The organism is Pseudomonas sp. MWU16-30322, assembly GCF_020515535.1.
Taxonomy (GTDB): Bacteria; Pseudomonadota; Gammaproteobacteria; order Pseudomonadales; family Pseudomonadaceae; genus Aquipseudomonas; species Aquipseudomonas fluorescens_H.
Genome location: NZ_JAIWYL010000011.1, coordinates 217839 through 238072, shown reverse-complemented (window position 1 = coordinate 238072; position 20234 = coordinate 217839). Strand labels below are relative to the sequence as shown.

The window sequence follows — 20234 nt, the reverse complement described above, 5'->3', positions numbered from 1 at the left end:
TCGACGCCCGATCTTTGCGCTTTTTGTTCGAACTCATCGGAATAGACTCGGCTCCAACGCTTATTGGATTCAGGAGTCTTGATCATGGGTTTACTCGTCGACGGCCACTGGCAGGACAAGTGGTACGAAAGCAGCAAGGACGGCGCGTTCCAGCGCGAACAGGCGCAGCGCCGTCACTGGGTCACCACTGACGGCCGGCCAGGGCCTAGCGGTGAAGGCGGTTTCGCCGCCGAAGCCGGGCGCTATCACCTTTATGTTTCCCTCGCCTGCCCCTGGGCGCATCGCACGCTGATCCTGCGCAAGCTCAAAGGCCTGGAAAGCCTGATCGACGTCTCCGTGGTCAGTTGGCTGATGCTGGAAAACGGCTGGACCTTCGACAAGGCCCACGGCTCGACTGGCGACAAGCTCGATCACTTCGATTTCATGCACCAGCGCTACACCGCCGACACGCCCGACTACACCGGCCGCGTCACCGTGCCGGTGCTGTGGGACAAAAAACTCAAGCGCATCGTCAGCAATGAATCGGCGGAAATCATCCGCATGTTCAACAGCGCCTTCGATGACCTGACCGGTAACGAGCTGGACTTCTACCCCGCGCCGTTACGCGGCGAGATCGATGCACTGAACGAACGTATTTATCCGGCGGTGAACAATGGCGTGTATCGCGCCGGTTTCGCCACCTCGCAACAGGCTTATGAAGAGGCGTTCGATGAGGTGTTTGCCGAGCTGGATCACTTGGAACGGGTGCTGGGCGCCAATCGCTATCTGACGGGTGAATACCTGACCGAGGCCGATGTGCGACTGTTCACCACGATGATTCGCTTCGATGCGGTGTACCACGGACACTTCAAGTGCAATCTGCGGCGGATTGCTGATTATCCGAACCTGTCGAACTGGCTGCGTGAGCTGTATCAGTGGCCGGGGATTGGCGAGACGGTGGATTTTCAGCACATCAAAAATCACTACTACGGTAGCCACAAGACCATCAATCCGACGGGGATTGTGCCGAAGGGGCCGAAGCAGGATTTCACCATCGCTCATGATCGGGAGCGGCTGAGCGGGAAGGGAGTTTGGCGGCGGGGTTAATTGATTCGGTGTTTTTGAGGGCCTCTTCGCGAGCAAGCCCGCTACCACATTGGATTTGCGCATGACACAGATCCAATGTGGGAGCGGGCTTGCTCGCGAATGAGGGCAACTCGGTTTTCAGACTTGCGCCTGAGCCCCTTCAAACCACGCCAGTTTCTCGCGCAACTGCACCACTTCACCGACGATAACCAGCGTCGGCGCATGCACTTCATGCTCCGCCACCAGGCGTGGCAGGTCGGCCAGCGTGCCAGTAAAGACCCGCTGATTGACCGTAGTGCCCTGCTGGATCAACGCCGCCGGAGTGTCCGCCGAACGACCATGCTTGATCAGTTGCTCGCAGATCACCGGCAAGCCCACCAGGCCCATGTAGAACACCAGCGTCTGCGCCGGAGCGACGAGGTCGGCCCAAGGCAGATCGGTGGAACCGTCCTTCAGGTGCCCGGTGACGAAGCGCACCGACTGCGCGTAATCGCGATGGGTCAGCGGAATCCCGGCATACGCCGCGCAACCGCTGGCCGCCGTGATACCCGGCACCACCTGGAACGGAATGTCGTGGGCCGCCAGCTCTTCGATCTCTTCACCGCCGCGACCAAAGATGAACGGATCACCGCCCTTCAAGCGCACCACGCGTTTGCCGGCCTTGGCCAGATCGACCAGTTGCTGGTTGATCTGATCCTGTGGCACCGCGTGATCAGAGCGACGCTTGCCGACGTAGACGCGCTCGGCATCGCGACGGCACAGTTCAAGAATCGCCGGAGCGACCAAACGGTCGTACAGCACCACGTCGGCTTGCTGCATCAGGCGCAAGGCGCGGAAGGTCAGCAGATCCGGATCACCCGGCCCCGCCCCCACCAGATACACCTCACCGGTGGTGATCGCCGCTTCGCCATCGATCTTGGCTTGCAACAGACGCTCGGCTTCGCTGCCCTGCCCGGCCAGTTGCCGATCGGCAATCGGCCCCTGAAACACGTCTTCCCAGAAACCACGACGTTGCTGCACATCCGGAAACAGGTTTTTCACCTGATTACGGAAACGTGCGGCCAGTCTGGCCAATTGGCCATAAGTTGAGGGAATCCAGGTTTCGATCTTGGCGCGAATCAGACGCGCCAGCACCGGCGCATCGCCGCCGCTGGACACCGCGATGATCAGCGGCGAGCGATCGACGATCGCCGGGAAGATCACGCTGCACAGCTGCGGCGCGTCGACCACATTGACCGGCACGCAACGCCGATGGGCATCGCTGGAGACTTGAGCGTTGAGCGTTTCGTCGTCGGTGGCGGCGATGATCAGCCCGCAACCGTCCAGATCCGCTTCCACGTAACCACGCAGCAGACATTCGCCACCGCTGGCGCTGACCAGTTCGCGCAGTTGCGCTTCGATTTCAGGTGCGACCACCCGCAGCAGCGCACCGGCATCGGCCAGCAGGCGGGATTTGCGCAAGGCAATTTCCCCCCCACCGACCACCAACACACGACTGCCGCGCAGGTTGTGAAACAGCGGCAGATATTTCATTTAGCCGATGACCTCAAGGCCACCCATGTACGGCTTCAGTACGTCCGGCACGCGGATCGAACCGTCGGCCTGCTGGTAGTTTTCCAGCACCGCCACCAGCGTACGACCGACCGCCAGGCCGGAACCGTTCAGAGTGTGCACCAGCTCAGGCTTGCCGGTTTCCGGGTTGCGGAAACGCGCCTGCATGCGGCGGGCCTGGAAGTCGCCGCAGTTGGAGCACGACGAGATTTCGCGGTACTTGTCCTGGCTCGGAATCCACACTTCGAGATCGTAGGTCTTGACGGCGCTGAAGCCCATGTCGCCGGTGCACAGCGCCAGGGTGCGGTAAGGCAGACCCAGCAGCTGCAGGACTTTTTCGGCGTTGGCGGTCAGGCCTTCCAGCGCTTCCATCGACGTCGACGGCTCGACGATCTGCACCATTTCAACTTTGTCGAACTGGTGCTGACGGATCATCCCGCGAGTGTCGCGACCCGACGCGCCGGCTTCGCTGCGGAAGCACGGGGTGTGGGCGACGAACTTGATCGGCAACAGTTTCGAGTCGACGATTTCGCCGGCCACGATGTTGGTCAACGACACTTCGGCGGTCGGAATCAGGTACAGATCGGCTTCGCCTTCGCGAGCGATCTTGAACAGGTCTTCCTCGAACTTCGGCAGTTGACCGGTGCCTTGCAGCGCCGGGGCCTGAACCAGATAAGGCGTGTAGGCCTCTTCGTAGCCATGCTCGTTGACGTGCAGGTTGATCATGAACTGCGCCAGGGCGCGGTGCAGACGGGCGATCGGTCCGCGCAGCAGGGCGAAACGCGCGCCAGACAGCTTGGCTGCGGTTTCAAAGTCCAGCCAGCCGAACTTCTCACCCAGTGCGACGTGGTCTTTCACTTCGAAATCGAACTGCGTCGGGGTGCCCCAGCGGCGCACTTCGACGTTGTCGTCTTCGTCTTTGCCGACCGGTACCGATTCGTGCGGCAGGTTGGGGATACCCAGCAGGATCGAGTCCAGCTCGGTCTGGATCGCGTCCAGCTCGACTTTACCGGCACTCAGCTCGCCCGCCATACGCTCGACGTCCGCCATCAGCGGCGCGATGTCTTCGCCGCGCTGCTTGGCCTGACCGATGGATTTGGAACGCGCGTTACGCTCAGCCTGCAGTGCTTCGGTGCGGGTCTGGACGGTCTTGCGCTGTTCTTCCAGCGCTTCGATGCGCGCGGTATCCAGGGCAAAGCCACGGGAAGCCAGGCGGTCCGCTACGTCCTGAAGGTTGCTACGTAACAGTTTGGAATCGAGCATGTCGGTTTCTCGTTATCAAAGTTTGGTCAGGGACAGGCCGGCCCATGTCGCGAGCAGCCCGCCGAATACGCTGATTGCCGCATAGCCCAGGGCCAGCGGCACTTGCCCGCTTTCCAGCAGACGCACCGTATCCAGTGAAAAGGATGAAAAAGTCGTCAGCCCCCCGAGGAAGCCGACCATCAACCCGGCACGCACCTCGATCGGCACCTCCGGGCGTATCAGAAACAGGCCGTACAACACGCCAATCAGCAGACAGCCCACGATATTAACGGCCAGCGTCGCGGTATAGAAGTGCCGCGGCCAATTGGCGTTGACCCAATTGCCGGTGGCGAAGCGCAACAGGGTGCCGGCAATTCCGCCGACGGAGACCGCAACGATCAATGGAAGCACTATTTTCTCCGCTGTCTTGGGCTTAAACGGTCGAGTTGGGCGAGGTGGTTGAGCTTCTCGCCGATCTTCAATTCCAGGCCACGGGGCACCGGTTGGTAGAACGGAATCGGTTCGAGCTCTTCCGGGAAATAGTCTTCGCCGGCGGCATAGGCGTCCGGCTCGTCGTGGGCGTAGCGATATTCGTCGCCATAGCCCAACTGCTTCATCAGCTTGGTTGGGGCATTGCGCAAGTGCAGCGGCACTTCCAGCGAACCGTATTCGGCAGCGGCGCGCAGCGCAGTCTTGAAACCCATGTACACCGCATTGCTTTTCGGCGCACAGGCCAGATAGGTGATGGCCTGGGCCACCGCCAACTCGCCTTCCGGACTGCCGAGGCGCTCCTGCACTTCCCACGCCGCCAGGCACAGGCTCAGGGCACGCGGGTCGGCATTGCCGATGTCTTCGCTGGCCATGCGCACCACACGCCGCGCCAGGTACAACGGATCACAGCCGCCGTCGATCATTCGCGCGAACCAGTACAGCGCGCCATCGGGGTTGGAACCGCGTACCGATTTGTGCAGCGCCGAGATCTGGTCGTAGAACGCTTCGCCGCCCTTGTCGAAGCGTCGCCGGGTGTCGCCGAGCAGGCTTTGCAGCAACTCGGTGCCCATCTCGCTGTTGTCTTCGGCCAGATCCGAGGCGTTCTCCAGCAGATTGAGCAGGCGCCGGCCATCGCCATCGGCGGCCGACAGCAGCATCTGGAAGCCTTCATCGCTGAGGGTCAGGTTGCGTTTGCCCAGCCCGCGCTCTTCGGTGAGCGCGCGGTGCACCAGTTTGCGCAGCGCCGTTTCGTCTAGGCTTTTCAGCACATAGACACGGGCCCGCGACAACAGCGCGTTGTTCAATTCAAACGAAGGGTTTTCGGTGGTGGCGCCGATGAAAATCAGCGTGCCGTCCTCAACATACGGCAGGAACGCATCCTGCTGCGACTTGTTGAAACGGTGCACTTCATCGACGAACAGAATCGTGCGCTTGCCATACTGGCCGGCCTGCTGCTTGGCGATTTCCACCGCCTGGCGGATCTCCTTGACCCCGGCAAGTACCGCCGAGACCGTTTCGAAGTGCGCATCCGAGACTTCCGCGAGCAAGCGCGCGAGGGTGGTCTTGCCCACGCCCGGCGGCCCCCAGAAGATCATCGAATGCAGGGCACCCTGCTCCAGCGCCTCACGCAGAGGCTTGCCGCGAGCGAGCACGTGTTCCTGACCGACGTACTCATCCAGATTGGTCGCGCGCAAACGCGCGGCCAGTGGCTGGGCAATCGGTGCACTGCGAAACAGATCCATCACGTAGCGTTGAAACCTCTGATTATCTGAAACCTGGGGTAAACCCTGTGGCGAGGGAGCTTGCTCCCGCTGGACTGCGCAGCAGTCCCCGCTTTTGATTCAAGAGCGGGGCCGCTTCGCGCCCCAGCGGGAGCAAGCTCCCTCGCCACAAAAGCTCCAAGCCACAACAGCCCAACCCGGGATCCGGGGTTTATTCCTGGATAACGTCAGCACCCTTCGGGACGTCGAACTTGAACTTCGACGCCGAGACAGGTTCGTTGGCCTTGACCGCGGTGAACAGGATGTTGGTGCGCTGGCCGACGCTGTCGATCAGTTGCATGTCATTGACCAAACCGTTGCGGAACGACAGGCGCAGGCTGTCGAACAGGGTGTCCTTGGTCTTCGGCTTGAGGGTGAAGTCGATCACGCCGCCCGCCTCTTTCGCGCTGATCTCAAAGCTCTGGCTGATCTTCGACACATCACCGGACAGCAGCAGCGCCGGGGTCTGGGTCAGACGCTCGTCGAGCTTCTTGATGGTGGCCTGTTCCAGGTCCGGGTCCCACAGGGTGACTCTCTTGCCATCGGAGACCATGGTCTGCTCGTTTGGCGCTTCGGTGTGCCAGTAGAACAGGCCCGGACGCTGCAGAACCATATCACCGCGAGTTTCCTGCAACTGCGTGCCGCTGCCGTCGAGGGTCAGCTGGGAAAAATTCGCGGTCAGGGTTTTCGATGTTTCCAGCAATTGGGTCAGACGCGCCACGTCCTTGTCATCGGCGTGGGCCGTGAAAGTGGTCAGCGCCAGTACTGGCAACAGCATGCGGATAAGACGCATGGGAGTCCTCTTGAATACTTGTGGGGAGGGGACGGCGCGTCATTGCGCCATCCTTTGTTGCAAATCGGAGCGGCCGAATCAGTCGCGCATCGGCCCCGGGGCCAGCACTTCACGCGAACCGTTGGTGTTCATCGAAGTCACCACGCCGGCCATTTCCATGGCTTCGATCATGCGCGCAGCGCGGTTGTAACCGATCTTCAGCTTGCGCTGTACCGCGGAAATCGACGCCCGGCGGCTTTCCAGCACGAACTGCACGGCTTCGTCATACAGCGCGTCGGTCTCCGGATCATCACCGTCGCCGCCACCGCTGCTACCTTCAAAACCGCTGCCCGCCTCTTCGACACCGTTGAGGATGTCATCGTTGTATTCCGGTGCGCCACGCAGTTTCCAGGCTTCCACCACGCGGTGTACTTCATCGTCGGAAACGAACGCGCCGTGAACCCGGATCGGCAGGCTGGTGCCCGGCGGCATGTAGAGCATGTCACCGTGACCGAGCAGTTGCTCGGCACCGCCCTGGTCGATGATGGTCCGCGAGTCGATCTTGCTCGACACCTGGAACGCCATCCGCGTCGGAATGTTGGCCTTGATCAGACCGGTGATCACGTCCACCGAAGGACGCTGGGTCGCGAGGATCAAGTGAATACCGGCAGCACGCGCCTTCTGCGCGATACGGGCGATCAGTTCTTCAACCTTCTTGCCGACGATCATCATCATGTCGGCGAATTCGTCGACGACCACGACGATGGTCGGCAGCTTCTGCAGCAGCGGCGCTTCGTCGTGGATGCTTTCGCGCTTGTACAGCGGATCGCTCAACGGCTCGCCGGCGTCCTGCGCTTCCTTGACCTTGGCGTTGAAGCCGGACAGGTTACGCACGCCCATCTTCGCCATCAGCTTGTAGCGGCGCTCCATCTCGGCAACGCTCCAGCGCAGGGCGTTGGCAGCGTCCTTCATGTCGGTGACCACTGGGCACAGCAGGTGCGGAATGCCTTCGTAGATCGACAGCTCGAGCATTTTCGGGTCGATCATGATCAGCTTGGCGTCTTCCGGGCCAGACTTGAACAGGATCGACAGGATCATCGCGTTCACACCCACCGACTTACCGGAACCGGTCGTACCGGCGACCAGCAGGTGCGGCATCTTCGCCAGGTCGGTGATGACCGGTTTGCCGCCGATGTCGTGACCCAGAGCGAGGGTGACCGGCGATTTGAAGTTGTCGTACTCGGGGGTCGACAGCACTTCGGAGAAACGCACGATCTGCCGGTCTTCGTTGGGAATCTCGATACCGACCGTGGTCTTGCCCGGAATCACCTCGACCACCCGCACACTGGTCACGGCCAGCGAACGTGCAAGGTCTTTGGCCAGGTTGGCGATGCGGCTGACTTTGACGCCGGCGGCAGGCTGAATTTCGTAACGGGTAATCACCGGGCCCGGATGGATCGAGTCCACGGTGACCTCGACGCCGAACTCCTTGAGCTTGATCTCCAGCAAGTGGCCGACCGCTGCCAGGGATTCCGGCGAATAATTGAGTTGTTTCTTTTCCGCAGGATCGAGAATCGAGATCGGCGGCAAGGTGCCTTCGACGGCGCTGTCGACGAACAACGGCGCCTGCTTCTCTTTCTGCACGCGCTTGCTAGGCTCGGGCGCCTTGACCGGAGCCGGAGCGATGACCGGCGGCACCTGTTTCTCGCGATCGGACATGTGCTTGCTCAGGGCCTGTTCGCGCTCGATCAGGCGCTCCTTGACCTTGGCTTGTTCACGCTTGTCGGTAACGGTCGGCGCCACCACGTCGTGGACGCGATCATCGACTTCACGCAGCTGCGCAACCAGTTGCTTACGCTCGGTACGCGCCGACCACCAGCGGTTGATCGCGCCCTGGAACAGTTCGAACAGGTCGAGAGTGATTTTGCCGGTGACGTCCATCACCTTGAACCACGACAGGTCAGTGAATACGGTCAGGCCGAACAGGAACAGCGCAATGAACAGCAGCGTGCTGCCCTGGATATTCAGCGCGTTACGCGCCAGATCACCGAGACTTTCCCCCAGCGCCCCGCCCGCACCCGCCGGCAGCCCGGTGGCCGCATGGAAATGGATATGCGCCAGCGCGGCGCCCGACAACACCAGGAACACCAGACCGATCAGACGCCAGGAGAACAGCCAGCCGCTCCACTGCCACGGTTCGTGACGTTGACGGAAGATCTGATACGCCTTGACCGCCAGCAGCAACGGGAAGATGTACGCGAAGTAACCCAGCACCATGAACAGGATGTCGGCGCTGTAGGAACCGGCCGGGCCGCCGAAGTTCTGCACGTCGTCGATCTTGCTGTTGTGGCTCCAGCCCGGATCGTCCTTGCCGTAGGTCAGCAAGGCCATCATCAGGAACAGGCACAAGGCACCGATGGCGATCAATGCACCTTCCTTGAGCCGGTAGTGCAATTGCTGGCGCCAGAGCGGAACGACTGTTTTTGGTGCTGCGGTGGATTTCTTCAAAACGCTTCTTTTCCTGCGCCCGGGGCGCGTCCATCTATTGAATGACGATAAAAAACTGCCCAATCCAGGCAGGTAAAAAAGTGAACCGGCGCAACTGAGACTACTTTTAACACTGTGCCGCTGCTTTTATAAACACAGCTATAAACACTGCGCACGGCGAATATTCTGTAACAGTCCGGCATTGTACGGGTTTGTGCGGATGATGCCATGCTTCAAAACCCTTAGCTGAGCATAGCCAATCCCACAAACCCTGCGGTTCAATTTGAGCATGCATTGTCTTTTGTGACAAAGGCTTATGAGGTGTATTTGATGAACGCAGCGAAGCATTCACGCCTGATCATTCTTGGCTCCGGCCCTGCCGGTTACAGCGCCGCCGTATACGCCGCCCGCGCCAACCTCAAACCCGTGGTGATTACTGGCCTGCAGGCCGGTGGCCAGCTCACCACCACAGTCGAAGTCGACAACTGGCCCGGCGACGTCGAAGGCCTGACCGGCCCGGTACTGATGGAGCGCATGCAGAAACACGCCGAGCGCTTCGCCACAGAGATCGTTTACGACCACATCCACACCGCCAAGTTGCAGCAGCGCCCGATCGAACTCATCGGCGACAGCGGCACCTACACCTGCGACGCTTTGATCATTGCCACCGGCGCTTCGGCGCAGTATCTGGGACTACCCTCGGAAGAAGCCTTTGCCGGCAAAGGCGTGTCGGCCTGCGCGACCTGTGACGGCTTCTTCTACCGCAATCAGGTAGTCGCGGTGGTGGGCGGCGGCAACACCGCCGTCGAGGAAGCTCTGTACCTGTCGAACATCGCCAAAGAGGTGCACTTGATCCACCGTCGCGACAAATTGCGCTCGGAGAAAATCCTTCAGGACAAACTGTTCGAAAAAGCCGCCAACGGCAACGTTCGCCTGCACTGGAACCAGAATCTGGATGAAGTGCTGGGCGACACCAGCGGCGTGACAGGTGCACGCCTGCGTGACAGCCACACAGGCGAAACCCGTGAGTTGCCGCTGGCCGGCGTGTTCATTGCCATCGGCCACAAACCCAACACCGACCTGTTCCAGGGCCAGTTGCCGATGCGCGACGGCTATCTGTTGGTCAGGGGCGGCAATGACGGTGACGCCACCGCCACCGAGATCCCCGGCGTCTTCGCTGCCGGCGACGTGGCCGACCACGTTTATCGCCAGGCCGTGACCTCGGCAGGAGCCGGCTGCATGGCGGCACTGGACGCGGAGAAGTATCTGGACGACATTCCTGTCATTTAACGGCACACTTTATCGCGGGCCTGATGCCCGCACCGCCCTCCCCTTCTGCAAGCCTGGACGCCATGCTGACTTGGTTACAACGCAATTCCCTGACTTTCCCACCTCTGGAAAAGGCCATGCGCGATCCCAATGGATTGCTGGCTGCCGGTGGCGACCTGTCCGCCGATCGCCTGGTGCAGGCTTACCGGCATGGCTGTTTTCCGTGGTTCTCCGAAGGCCAGCCGATTCTCTGGTGGTCTCCGGATCCGCGCACCGTTCTGTTTCCCGACGAACTGCACGTCTCGCGCAGCCTTGGCAAACTGCTGCGCCAGCAACGCTATCAGGTGACCTTCGATCAGGATTTCGCAGCCGTCATTCGCGCCTGCGCTGCACCACGGGACTACGCCGACGGTACCTGGATCACCGAAGCCATGCAGGACGCCTACCTCGAACTGCACCGCCGCGGCTTCGCCCATTCGGTCGAGGTCTGGGATCAGGGCCAACTGGTCGGCGGCCTGTATGGCCTGGCGATGGGTCAGCTGTTTTTCGGCGAATCGATGTTCAGTCGCGCCGACAATGCCTCCAAATTTGGCTTTGCAACGCTGGTGCAGCATCTAAAAGAAGCCGGATTCGTCCTGATTGATTGCCAGATGCCGACCGATCATCTGCACAGCCTTGGCGCGCGGGCGATCCCCCGTCGCGAATTCGCCGACTATCTGGCTCGCCACCTGGATCAACCCAGTCGTGCCACCTGGGTTTGCTGAGCGACTTTTGCGCGCGTGGCTTACACTTAATTCACCAGCTTATCCCGAGGGTTGATCATGACCGAGTTGGCGCGCTTGAAGTTCTATGCCACTCAGCCTCATTCCTGCAGTTATCTGCCCGAGGAGCAGGCGACGACGCTGTTCCTCGACCCTAGTCAGCCCATGGATGTGCATGTCTACGCAGACCTGTCGGAAATGGGTTTTCGTCGCAGCGGCGATCATCTGTATCGACCTCATTGCCAGAATTGCAATGCGTGCGTGCCTGCGCGCATCCCGGTGGCGCAGTTCAGCCCCAACCGCCAGCAGAAACGCATTTTCAAACGCAATGCCGACCTGCAGGTGCGCCCGGTAAAACCGCACTTCAGCGAAGAATATTTCGATCTCTACCAGCGCTATATCGAGCAGCGACATGCCGATGGCGACATGTACCCGCCGAGCCGCGACCAGTTTTCAACCTTCCTGGTACGTGACCTGCCCTTTTCGCGCTTCTACGAATTTCGTCTCGACGGACGGTTACTCGCCGTCGCCGTCACCGACTTGCTGCCCAACGGCTTGTCGGCGGTCTATACGTTTTACGAGCCTGACGAAGAGCGCCGCAGTCTGGGGCGTTTCGCAATCCTGTGGCAAATCGCTGAAAGTCAGCGCCTGGGACTTGAGGCGGTGTATCTCGGTTATTGGATCAAGAACTGCAAAAAGATGAACTACAAGACCCAATATCGCCCCATCGAATTGCTGATTAATCAGCGCTGGGTGATCCTGAACTAATCGCAAGCCGTAAACCCCTTGGCTTGAACCCCCTTTTTCGGGCACAATGCACGCCGCTTTTGCCTGGCGCAGTTGCACCGGGCCATTCATTGGACACCGAGGGCTTTACTGCATGTCGAAAGAAGACAGCTTCGAAATGGAAGGCACTGTCGTCGACACCCTGCCCAACACCATGTTTCGTGTGGAGTTGGAAAATGGGCACGTCGTAACCGCGCATATCTCCGGCAAGATGCGCAAGAACTACATTCGTATTCTTACCGGTGACAAAGTGCGCGTCGAGCTGACGCCCTATGACTTGAGCAAAGGGCGCATCACTTACCGCGCTCGCTAATCAAGTCAATACAAGACGCCCGGCTTTGCCGGGCGTTTTTGTTTGTCTGCGATTTGGGTTTGAGTTTGGGTTTGGTTTGGGCCTGGGTTTTGGGTGTATATCCGTTGCTGCGGTAACGGCCTCCTATGGTTTCGCTCTTACAGCGAGTCACCTTTTCCAAACGCCGAAAAGGTAACCCAAAAGGCTTTGCCCCGGCGTACGGCACTTCGCTGAGGCTCAGTGTTCCCTCGCTACGGTGTCCATCCGGGGGCATCGCCTACGGTTTGCTGCGCTGCACCTCCTCTCGATGTATGCGGCTTCGCCGCATGGCGCTGCGCGCCTACCCCTGATGGACACCTTCGCTCGGCCTGCCGAAGGGGCTGAAGATCAAAAGCCACATCAAAAGCCAGAGCCAAAGCCAAAGCAGATCAAAAGATCACAGCCTTCGGCAGTTCCTACATGGGATTGGGTGTATTCAGTTGAAGATTGGTCGGCTGGCAGGCCGCCTTCGCGAGCAAGCCCGCTCCCACAGTTGGGCCGGGTGCATCAGCAAGAAATTGGTCGGCTGTCAGGCCGCCATCGCCAGCAGGCTGGCTCCTACAATTTAGAGAGCGTGCACCCCCTGCGGCGAAGCCGCCCCACTCAACACAATGAGCGTTAGCTCGAGTAAAGCTTTTGATCTCAGGGCCCGTCGGCAGGCTGAGTGGAGGGGTTTATCCGGGGGTGGGAGCGCAGCGACCGTTTGGCGCAGCCAAACACAGCGAGAGGAGGTGCAGCGAAGCAAACCGTAGGCGCTGCCCCACGGATGAATCCCGCAGCGAAGGAACCCGAGCCTAAGCGAGGGCCGAACGTCAGGGCATAGACCTTTTGGTTACTTTTGGGGCGTTTGCCAAAAGTGACCCGCCGTAAGGGCGGAACCCTAAGCAGCCATAACCGCAGCAACGGATATACACCCAAAAACATCAGCCAACAAAAAGGCGCCCGAAGGCGCCTTCCAAACCAACAACCAAGCCGTCAGGCCATCTCCGCCGTAGTCTCGAAGTCAAACGTCAACTCACCATCCTTGATGTCGATGTGCACCACACCGCCATGCTCGGCCAGCTCGCCAAACAGAATCTCCTCCGCCAACGGACGCTTGATCTTGTCCTGGATCAGACGCGCCATCGGACGCGCACCCATGGCCGAATCGTAACCACCGGCCGCCAGCCAACTGCGCGCCGCGTCGGTAACCTCCAGCAACACACGCTTGTCTTCCAGCTGCGCCTGCAGTTCGGTAAGGAACTTGTCCACCACACTTTTGATGACCTCATGGCTGAGGCGACCAAACTGGATAATGGTGTCCAGACGGTTACGGAATTCCGGCGTGAAGCTCTTCTTGATCACTTCCATCGCATCAGACGAGTGGTCCTGATGGGTGAAACCGATCGAAGCACGCGCCGCGGTTTCGGCGCCGGCGTTGGTGGTCATGATGATGATCACATTGCGGAAGTCCGCCTTGCGCCCGTTGTTGTCGGTAAGCGTACCGTGGTCCATCACCTGCAGCAGCAGGTTGAAGACTTCCGGATGCGCCTTCTCGATTTCATCGAGCAGCAATACGCAGTGCGGTTGCTTGGTGATCGCTTCGGTCAACAGACCTCCCTGATCGAACCCGACATAGCCTGGAGGCGCACCGATCAGACGCGATACGGTGTGACGCTCCATGTACTCGGACATGTCGAAGCGCACCAGTTCGATCCCCAGTGCCTTGGCCAATTGCCGCGCAGCTTCGGTTTTACCGACACCGGTCGGACCGGCGAACAGGAACGAACCGACTGGTTTGTCAGGCGACTTTAGGCCGGCGCGGGACAGCTTGATCGCAGTCGACAGCGAATCGATGGCTGCGTCCTGACCAAACACCGTCAGCTTCAGGTCACGCTCCAGGTTACGCAGCAGTTCCTTGTCGGAGCTGGTGACGTGTTTCGGCGGAATCCGCGCGATCTTCGCCACGATGTCTTCAACCTGCGGCACGTCAATGCGCTTCACGCGTTTATCGGCCGGTTGCAGGCGCTGATAGGCACCCGCTTCGTCGATCACGTCGATGGCCTTGTCCGGCATATGCCGGTCATTGATGTAGCGCGATGCCAGTTCAGCAGCGGCGCGCAACGACTCATCGCTGTATTCGATGTTGTGGTGCTGCTCGAAACGCCCTTTCAGGCCGCGCAGGATACCGATGGTGTCTTCCACCGACGGCTCGACGACATCGACCTTCTGGAAGCGTCGAGCCAAGGCCCGATCCTTCTCGAAGATGCCGCGAAATTCCTGGAACGTGGTCGAGCCGATGCAGCGAATGTCGCCAGACGACAGAAGCGGCTTGAGCAGGTTCGAGGCATCCATCACGCCACCGGACGCAGCACCCGCACCGATGATGGTGTGAATTTCGTCGATGAACAGGATCGCCTGCGGACGTTTTTTCAGTTCATTGAGCAGCGCCTTGAAGCGCTTCTCGAAATCACCGCGATACTTGGTGCCTGCCAGCAGGGCACCGAGATCGAGCGAATAGACGACGCTGTTGGCCAGCAGATCCGGCACCTGGTTGTCGACAATGCGCTTGGCCAGGCCTTCGGCAATCGCGGTTTTACCCACGCCTGCCTCGCCGACCAGCAGCGGATTGTTCTTGCGCCGACGCGCCAGAATCTGCGCGACACGCTCGACTTCCATCTCGCGGCCGACCAACGGGTCGATCCGCCCCTGGCGCGCGAGTTCGTTGAGATTGCTGGCATAAGCATCCAGCGGATTGCCTGAAGAAGAAGACTCACCGCCCTCGTCGTCCTGCATATCTTGTTCACCTTCAGAGTGATCGCCATGCCCCGGCACTTTGGAAATGCCGTGAGCGATGTAATTGACGACATCAATGCGCGCAACGCTCTGCTGTTTCAGCAGGAATACGGCCTGACTCTCTTGCTCACTGAAGATGGCAACCAGCACGTTGGCGCCGGTTACTTCGCGTTTGCCCGAGCTCTGTACATGAAAGACAGCACGTTGCAGTACACGCTGGAAGCCCAGGGTTGGCTGGGTCTCGCGATCTTCGTCATGGACGGGGATCAGTGGCGTGGTGGAGTCGATGAACTCCTGCAGGTCGTGCTTGAGTTTGTCGAGGTTTGCGCCGCAGGCACGCAATACGGTGGCGGCAGCCTCATTGTCCAATAGGGCCAGCAGCAGGTGTTCGACGGTCATGAATTCATGACGCTTCGAACGAGCCTCCTTGAAGGCAAGATTGAGGGTGACTTCGAGCTCGCGGTTTAACATAGCTTCACCTCATACCCAAGTGGTCGGCGATTAACCGTCCTTCTCGATTTCACAGAGTAGCGGATGCTGGCTTTCCCTGGCGTACTGGTTGACCTGCATGGCCTTTGTCTCGGCGATGTCGCGGGTAAACACTCCACATACTGCCCGTCCTTCTGTGTGAACGGCCAGCATGACCTTGGTCGCCAGCTCGCGATTCAGGTTAAAAAACACCTCGAGCACTTCGACGACGAAATCCATCGGTGTGTAGTCATCATTGAACAAAACCACCTTGTACATCGGCGGCGCCTGTAACGCAGGCTTTGCTTCCTGAACAGCAACGCCTGCCGAATCGTCGTCGTGCTCCTCTGGATGATCCTTTTGGAGAAGCGGGCGATCCTGATTGAATGTTAGTCGAATCTGGCTGATTGCATGCATGGAAAGAAAGGTTCGTCAGTTGTGCAAATACAGTGGTGGGGGCGGCTGTACACCTTTTCAACTCCGACTGCCCGGTCACCTTGACTATCGGGAAAACGGTGTTACAACCAATAGAGCCCACAGTGGGTAAAAAAGATCCGCGGAGTCAATCCTTTTAACGGATTAGATTGCGGATGTCCTGGATGATACTCCAGCGATGGAGTCTGTTGCAGAGGGATTTGAGCATGGCTGTCGGCAAGGTCAAGTGGTTCAACAATGCCAAGGGATTCGGCTTCATCGTTACCGATGCCCGGGAAGGACGTGACGAGGACGGCAAAGAGATCGATTTCTTTGTGCACTACTCGGCCATTGAGATGGATGGGTATAAAACCCTCAAGGCCGGGCAGGTCGTGAGTTTCGACATCGTCCAGGGACCCAAAGGCCTGCATGCGGTAAAGATCGCAGCGGCGCCCGCGTCAAACGAAGCGGCTATGCATGCCCCTCATACAGAAAAGGTGTCGGGCTGACATAACCGTCACCCGGTCATGAAAAAACCGCCCGAAGGCGGTTTTTTTGTACCTGCACGGCTTACATGTGCTTGATGATCGCCTCACCGAAGCCCGAAGACGACACCAGCGTGGCCCCTTCCATCAGACGTTCGAAGTCATAGGTCACGGTCTTGGCCTTGATGGCGCCGTTAGTGCCCTTGATGATGAGATCCGCCGCTTCGGTCCAGCCCAGATGACGCAACATCATCTCGGCCGACAGAATCACCGAACCCGGGTTGACCTGGTCCTTGCCGGCGTACTTCGGCGCGGTACCGTGGGTCGCCTCGAACATGGCCACGGTGTCGGACAGGTTGGCACCCGGCGCGATACCGATACCGCCCACTTCCGCCGCCAGGGCGTCGGAGAGGTAGTCACCATTGAGGTTCAGCGTGGCGATTACGTCATACTCGGCCGGACGCAACAGGATCTGCTGGAGCATGGCGTCGGCGATGGCATCCTTGACGATGACTTCACGGCCGGTTTTCGGGTTCTTGAATTTCATCCATGGGCCGCCATCGAGCAGCTCGGCGCCGAATTCTTCCTTCGCCACCTCGTAACCCCAGTCCTTGAAGGCACCTTCGGTGAATTTCATGATGTTGCCCTTGTGCACGATGGTCAGCGACTTGCGGTCGTTGTCCACCACGTATTGCAGGGCCTTGCGCACCAGACGCTTGGTGCCTTCCTTGGAAACAGGCTTGATGCCGATCCCGCAATCCTGGTCGAAACGGATCTTGGTGACGCCCATTTCTTCTTTCAGAAACTTGATGACCTTGGTGGCCTCAGGGGAGCCGGCCTTCCATTCGATACCGGCATAAATGTCTTCGGAGTTCTCGCGGAAGATCACCATGTCGACGTCGCCAGGCTTTTTCACCGGGCTCGGCACACCTTCGAACCACACCACGGGGCGCAGGCATACATACAGATCGAGTTGCTGGCGCAGGGCTACGTTGAGGGAGCGGATGCCACCACCGACCGGGGTGGTCAGCGGGCCCTTGATGGAGACCACGTAATCTTTGACGGCGTCCAGGGTTTCCTGGGGCAGCCAGGTGTCCTGATCATAGACCTGGGTCGCTTTTTCGCCAGCATAAACCTCCATCCAGGAAATCTTGCGCTTGCCCCCGTAGGCCTTGGCCACGGCAGCATCAACCACTTTGATCATCACCGGGCTGACGTCGACGCCAATGCCGTCACCTTCGATGAAGGGGATGATCGGGTTATCAGGAACATTGAGAGAATGGTCTGCATTGACGGTGATTTTGTCGCCGACGGCTGGAACCTGAATCTTCTTGTAACCCATGCTGAACTCCATTGTTTGGATTGAACATCTGGCTTGGTTCGAGCGTAACCCAGTTAAATCAACACGCAAACCCTCTGTTCACGGCGCGGCTACATCTGGTTTCCTACAAGCCTGAAAGCAAAGGGAAAAGCGCCAAACTCAAGCATTCGCAGCGACTCTACGCCCCACCCGCCCCTGCGACCTTTAGACCAATGGACGAGAATCGTTGCATATGAACCATCGGCAGATTGCCAGCTACCTATGTATAATGCCGCCCGCTGACCAAAGGGTCACGACGGCTGGCCTCTCTAGCACGAGACTTTCCGCCTGATTGGTCGGGTTGTTACCGCAGTCCGACTGCTTGACGCTCTACTGATGCACCCAACATCACCGCGAAGAATCTCGACATTCGGTTCATGGATGACTTTGAACGAACGCGCTTACCCGGCGCCCCTCGAGTTTCTGCGCACGCTTTAGCAAAGAAGAGAGAGTTAATCCGAATATGCCCACCCGCTCGAAGATCATCTATACCTTCACCGACGAAGCCCCAGCCCTCGCCACCTATTCCCTGCTGCCGATCATCGAGGCTTACACCGCCTCGGCCGATATCGCCGTGGAAACCCGCGATATCTCTCTTGCAGCGCGTATCCTGGCCAGCTTCCCCGAGCAACTGGGCGACAAAGCCGTAGCCGACCACCTCGCCGAACTGGGCGACCTGGCCGTTACGCCTGAAGCCAACATCATCAAGCTGCCGAACATCAGTGCTTCGGTGCCTCAGCTGCAAGCAGCAATCAAAGAGCTGCAAGCCCAGGGTTACAACCTGCCGGACTACCCGGAAACCGTGACCAACGACGCCGAAAAAGAAGCCAAGGCGCGTTACGACAAGGTCAAGGGCAGCGCCGTGAACCCGGTTCTGCGTGAAGGCAACTCCGACCGCCGCGCCCCGCTGTCGGTAAAAAACTACGCGCGCAAGCACCCGCACAAAATGGGCGCCTGGGCCAAAGACTCCAAGTCCCACGTGGCTCACATGAGCACCGGCGATTTCTACGGCAGTGAAAAAGCTGCCCTGATCGACGCCGCTGACGCTGTGAAAATCGAGCTGATCGCCAAAGACGGCACCGCGACCGTCCTGAAAGAAAAAACCAGCGTTCAGGCTGGCGAGATCCTCGACTGCGCCGTGATGAGCAAAAACGCCCTGCGCGCGTTCATCGCCGCTGAAATCGAAAGCGCCAAGGCCCAGGGCGTGCTGCTCTCGGTTCACCTGAAAGCGACCATGATGAAGGTCTCCGACCCGATCATGTTCGGCCAGATCGTTGCCGAGTTCTATAAAGACGCCCTGACCAAGCACGCTGACGTGCTGGCCCAGATCGGCTTCAACCTGAACAACGGCATCGGCGACCTGTACGCTCGCATCAAGGCCCTGCCAGCTGAGCAGCAAGCGCAGATCGAAGCGGACATCGCAGCGGTCTACGCCGCGCGTCCGTCGCTGGCGATGGTCAACTCCGACAAGGGCATCACCAACCTGCACGTGCCGAGCGACGTCATCGTCGACGCCTCGATGCCGGCGATGATCCGTGACTCCGGCAAGATGTGGGGCACCGACGGCCAGCTGCACGACACCAAGGCCGTGATCCCGGATCGTTGCTACGCAACCATCTACCAGGCCGTGATCGAAGATTGCAAAGCCAACGGCGCGTTCGATCCAACCACCATGGGCAGCGTGCCGAACGTTGGCCTGATGGCGAAGAAAGCCGAAGAGTACGGCTCGCACGACAAGACCTTCCAGATCAAGGCTGACGGCGTGGTTCGCGTCACCGACAGCAAGGGCAACCTGCTGATGGAACAGACTGTTGAAGCCGGCGACATCTTCCGCATGTGCCAGACCAAAGACGCGCCGATCCAGGACTGGGTCAAACTGGCCGTCAACCGTGCTCGCGCCAGCAGCACCCCGGCGATCTTCTGGCTGGACCCGATGCGCGCCCACGACGGCGTGGTCATCGAGAAGGTTCAGGCTTACCTGAAGGATCACGACACCAGCGGTCTGGACATCCAGATCATGGCGCCGGTCGATGCCATGAAGTACACCCTGCAGCGCACCCGCGAAGGCAAGGACACCATCTCGGTGACCGGCAACGTACTGCGCGACTACCTGACTGACCTGTTCCCGATCATGGAACTGGGCACCAGCGCCAAGATGCTGTCGATCGTGCCGCTGATGAACGGCGGTGGCCTGTTCGAAACCGGCGCCGGCGGTTCGGCGCCGAAGCACGTGCAGCAACTGGTTGAAGAGAACTTCCTGCGCTGGGATTCGCTGGGCGAATTCCTGGCGCTGGCAGCGTCCCTCGAGCATTTGGGTGTGAACTACAACAACCCGAAAGCGCTGGTTCTGTCGAAAACCCTGGATCAGGCCACCGGTCAGTTCCTCGACAACAACAAGTCGCCATCGCGCAAAGTCGGCAACATCGACAACCGCGGCAGCCACTTCTATCTGGCGATGTACTGGGCTCAGGCCCTGGCCGCCCAGACCGAAGACGCTGCACTGCAAGCGCAGTTCGCGCCCCTGGCCAAAACCCTGACCGAGAACGAGGCGACCATCGTTGCCGAGCTCAACGCCGTGCAGGGCAAGCCAGTGGACATCGGCGGTTACTACCACGCCGATGCCGAGCTGATCAGCAAGGCCATGCGCCCAAGCGCAACCTTCAACGCGGCGATTGCTGCGCTGGTTTAAGGTTGTAATGCTGTAAAGAAGCCCCGGC

Annotated in this window: 16 protein-coding genes; 7 read left to right on the top strand and 9 right to left on the bottom strand. The window is 59.6% G+C overall.

Translation table 11 applies throughout. From position 1 onward, the window contains the following. The first annotated feature begins 84 nt into the window (after positions 1-84). Positions 85-1086 carry a glutathione S-transferase family protein gene (locus tag LCH64_RS22970; RefSeq protein ID WP_226501331.1) on the top strand — a complete coding sequence of 334 codons (1002 nt, stop codon included), beginning with the start codon at positions 85-87 and terminating at the stop codon, positions 1084-1086. A gap of 117 nt (positions 1087-1203) precedes the next feature. Here LCH64_RS22970 and cysG read toward each other — a convergent pair whose 3' ends face one another. The 6 genes from cysG to LCH64_RS22940 all read right to left on the bottom strand — a co-directional run bounded on the left by cysG (position 1204) and on the right by LCH64_RS22940 (position 8889). Then, entirely contained in the window at positions 1204-2598 is a 1395-nt protein-coding gene (cysG, locus tag LCH64_RS22965; RefSeq protein WP_226501330.1) for a siroheme synthase CysG, read from the bottom strand. Further along, the gene (serS, locus tag LCH64_RS22960) at positions 2599-3879 is read right to left on the bottom strand and encodes a serine--tRNA ligase (protein ID WP_003223852.1); all 1281 of its coding nucleotides are present in this window, start codon (positions 3877-3879) and stop codon (positions 2599-2601) included. A gap of 15 nt (positions 3880-3894) precedes the next feature. Beyond that, a complete protein-coding gene (gene crcB, locus LCH64_RS22955; protein ID WP_027614675.1) occupies positions 3895-4269 on the bottom strand; it encodes a fluoride efflux transporter CrcB in 375 nt (124 codons plus the stop codon). Further along, positions 4269-5591 (bottom strand): replication-associated recombination protein A, encoded by a 1323-nt coding sequence (locus LCH64_RS22950; RefSeq protein WP_003223849.1) that lies wholly within the window; start codon positions 5589-5591, stop codon positions 4269-4271. The genes crcB and LCH64_RS22950 overlap by 1 nt, the downstream gene beginning before the upstream one ends. Before the next feature lie 190 nt (positions 5592-5781). Further along, positions 5782-6402, bottom strand: coding sequence for an outer membrane lipoprotein chaperone LolA (gene lolA / locus LCH64_RS22945; protein WP_226501329.1), 621 nt, complete (start codon positions 6400-6402; stop codon positions 5782-5784). A gap of 78 nt (positions 6403-6480) precedes the next feature. Then, positions 6481-8889 carry a DNA translocase FtsK gene (locus LCH64_RS22940; RefSeq protein WP_103486101.1) on the bottom strand — a complete coding sequence of 803 codons (2409 nt, stop codon included), beginning with the start codon at positions 8887-8889 and terminating at the stop codon, positions 6481-6483. Positions 8890-9198: 309 nt separating this feature from the next. Between LCH64_RS22940 and trxB the strand changes: the two genes are divergently transcribed. From trxB to infA, 4 genes are all read left to right on the top strand, one after another. Next, positions 9199-10158 carry a thioredoxin-disulfide reductase gene (gene trxB / locus LCH64_RS22935; RefSeq protein ID WP_226501328.1) on the top strand — a complete coding sequence of 320 codons (960 nt, stop codon included), beginning with the start codon at positions 9199-9201 and terminating at the stop codon, positions 10156-10158. 62 nt (positions 10159-10220) lie between these two features. Continuing rightward, entirely contained in the window at positions 10221-10901 is a 681-nt protein-coding gene (aat, locus tag LCH64_RS22930; RefSeq protein ID WP_045122387.1) for a leucyl/phenylalanyl-tRNA--protein transferase, read from the top strand. Between the two features lie 57 nt (positions 10902-10958). After that, complete coding sequence (locus LCH64_RS22925) at positions 10959-11666, top strand: arginyltransferase (protein ID WP_226501327.1); 708 nt, start codon at positions 10959-10961, stop codon at positions 11664-11666. A gap of 112 nt (positions 11667-11778) precedes the next feature. Beyond that, positions 11779-11997 (top strand): translation initiation factor IF-1, encoded by a 219-nt coding sequence (infA, locus tag LCH64_RS22920; protein ID WP_002553999.1) that lies wholly within the window; start codon positions 11779-11781, stop codon positions 11995-11997. 993 nt (positions 11998-12990) lie between these two features. Here infA and clpA read toward each other — a convergent pair. Then, entirely contained in the window at positions 12991-15261 is a 2271-nt protein-coding gene (gene clpA, locus LCH64_RS22915) for an ATP-dependent Clp protease ATP-binding subunit ClpA (protein ID WP_003223837.1), read from the bottom strand. A 30-nt stretch (positions 15262-15291) separates the two neighbouring features. Continuing rightward, positions 15292-15675: an ATP-dependent Clp protease adapter ClpS gene (clpS, locus tag LCH64_RS22910; RefSeq protein ID WP_027614670.1), complete on the bottom strand. Its 384-nt coding sequence runs from the start codon at positions 15673-15675 to the stop codon at positions 15292-15294. A 224-nt stretch (positions 15676-15899) separates the two neighbouring features. Here clpS and LCH64_RS22905 point away from each other — a divergent pair, with 224 nt between their 5' ends. Next, the gene (locus LCH64_RS22905; protein WP_226501326.1) at positions 15900-16181 is read left to right on the top strand and encodes a cold shock domain-containing protein; all 282 of its coding nucleotides are present in this window, start codon (positions 15900-15902) and stop codon (positions 16179-16181) included. Between the two features lie 61 nt (positions 16182-16242). On the opposite strand, the gene icd is transcribed toward LCH64_RS22905, so the two are convergent. Then, positions 16243-17499, bottom strand: coding sequence for an NADP-dependent isocitrate dehydrogenase (icd, locus tag LCH64_RS22900; RefSeq protein ID WP_003223831.1), 1257 nt, complete (start codon positions 17497-17499; stop codon positions 16243-16245). A 481-nt stretch (positions 17500-17980) separates the two neighbouring features. Between icd and LCH64_RS22895 the strand changes: the two genes are divergently transcribed. After that, a complete protein-coding gene (locus LCH64_RS22895; protein WP_103521215.1) occupies positions 17981-20206 on the top strand; it encodes an NADP-dependent isocitrate dehydrogenase in 2226 nt (741 codons plus the stop codon). The last annotated feature ends 28 nt before the right edge of the window (positions 20207-20234 follow it).

Coding starts and splice junctions, on each gene's coding strand:
- clpS (WP_027614670.1), bottom strand. CDS start 15,675: ATGCATGCAATCAGCCAGATTCGACTAACATTCAATCAGGATCGCCCG.
- infA (WP_002553999.1), top strand. CDS start 11,779: ATGTCGAAAGAAGACAGCTTCGAAATGGAAGGCACTGTCGTCGACACC.
- LCH64_RS22905 (WP_226501326.1), top strand. CDS start 15,900: ATGGCTGTCGGCAAGGTCAAGTGGTTCAACAATGCCAAGGGATTCGGC.
- aat (WP_045122387.1), top strand. CDS start 10,221: ATGCTGACTTGGTTACAACGCAATTCCCTGACTTTCCCACCTCTGGAA.
- clpA (WP_003223837.1), bottom strand. CDS start 15,261: ATGTTAAACCGCGAGCTCGAAGTCACCCTCAATCTTGCCTTCAAGGAG.
- serS (WP_003223852.1), bottom strand. CDS start 3,879: ATGCTCGATTCCAAACTGTTACGTAGCAACCTTCAGGACGTAGCGGAC.
- lolA (WP_226501329.1), bottom strand. CDS start 6,402: ATGCGTCTTATCCGCATGCTGTTGCCAGTACTGGCGCTGACCACTTTC.
- icd (WP_003223831.1), bottom strand. CDS start 17,499: ATGGGTTACAAGAAGATTCAGGTTCCAGCCGTCGGCGACAAAATCACC.
- LCH64_RS22970 (WP_226501331.1), top strand. CDS start 85: ATGGGTTTACTCGTCGACGGCCACTGGCAGGACAAGTGGTACGAAAGC.
- LCH64_RS22925 (WP_226501327.1), top strand. CDS start 10,959: ATGACCGAGTTGGCGCGCTTGAAGTTCTATGCCACTCAGCCTCATTCC.
- LCH64_RS22895 (WP_103521215.1), top strand. CDS start 17,981: ATGCCCACCCGCTCGAAGATCATCTATACCTTCACCGACGAAGCCCCA.
- trxB (WP_226501328.1), top strand. CDS start 9,199: ATGAACGCAGCGAAGCATTCACGCCTGATCATTCTTGGCTCCGGCCCT.
- LCH64_RS22950 (WP_003223849.1), bottom strand. CDS start 5,591: ATGGATCTGTTTCGCAGTGCACCGATTGCCCAGCCACTGGCCGCGCGT.
- cysG (WP_226501330.1), bottom strand. CDS start 2,598: ATGAAATATCTGCCGCTGTTTCACAACCTGCGCGGCAGTCGTGTGTTG.